Annotated in this window: 1 protein-coding gene; it reads left to right on the top strand. The window is 37.3% G+C overall.

The features are described 5' to 3' along the window. Nucleotides 1–252 precede the first annotated feature (252 nt). Nucleotides 253–696: a GNAT family N-acetyltransferase gene (locus H5087_RS19980; RefSeq protein ID WP_182673145.1), complete on the top strand. Its 444-nt coding sequence runs from the start codon at nt 253–255 to the stop codon at nt 694–696. The last annotated feature ends 295 nt before the right edge of the window (nt 697–991 follow it).

Below are 991 nucleotides of genomic sequence, written 5' to 3'. Positions count from 1 at the left end.
TACAATGAATTGAGGCCGCATTTAAGTTTAGGAATGAAAACACCAAACCAAGTGCATAAAAAAGACCAGGAGCAAAAGCTACTGGCCTTCATTTAAAACCGTCAACGTATTTTAGGACGGGACAAGATAGGCGTGTAGATCATTATTTAGGCTAATTTAAGGGGGTATAAAAATCAATCTCTTCATTTGTTTGATTATAGGTACAGACACTGATAGCTTACTAATTACACAAAGTTGTTCTAAAGGAAAAATATGAAGCTGTCATTGGAAGATATCACCGCCGATAACTACGAAGCCATATGCGATTTAGAGGTTGCTAAAACACAAGAAGAATACCTAGCGTGTAATATGTGGTCGTTAGTTGAGGCGCACTACAATAGCGGGTATACCTGTAAAGCTATTTACCTAAATGGTGTACCAGTAGGCTTTTTTATGTGGGTACAAGAAACCCCTACAAAGGTTTCTATTTGGCGCTTTATGGTTGATCAAACTCATCAAAATAAAGGCATTGGGCGCAAAGCACTATCCATGGCTATTGAAGAGATTAAAACGATTTCTAAGCTTGAACAAATCGAGATTTGTTACAACCCGCTAAACCCTGTTGCTAAAGACTTTTATTCAAGTTTTGGGTTTGAAGAAGTTGGCCTCGATGAGGATGACGACGATATGTTAGCGGTTATTAAAATTAGTAGTTAACTCATCATAAGTGGGTCGTTAATTTTAAGGAATAATAGTTGTAAGATTAAATTTTCCAGCCGTGTATGTGCCTGTGTAGGTCGGATAAGCGAAGCGCCATCCGACACAGTAAAGTACCTTGCCAATTATTATCAGTATTTTATGTTGTCGAGTGGCTGGAGAGTGCCATGTATAGTCTTTGAACCTTAATAATCTATACTTTGAATTGTTGAGGTTATGTGCTCTTTACTTACGAATATTGTGCCATCATCATTTAATGATCACCGCTTTTCTTTCGAAGTATTGAGTTACTTTA

The sequence above is a fragment of the Pseudoalteromonas sp. SR43-7 genome (assembly GCF_014163785.1).
Lineage (GTDB): Bacteria > Pseudomonadota > Gammaproteobacteria > Enterobacterales > Alteromonadaceae > Pseudoalteromonas > Pseudoalteromonas distincta.
Note: the sequence above shows the minus strand (reverse complement) of the source record. Positions and strands in the feature narration are given on the sequence as shown.

What these genes read in the sequence shown, in the direction of transcription:
- H5087_RS19980 (WP_182673145.1), top strand. Translation starts at nt 253, where the DNA reads ATGAAGCTGTCATTGGAAGATATCACCGCCGATAACTACGAAGCCATA.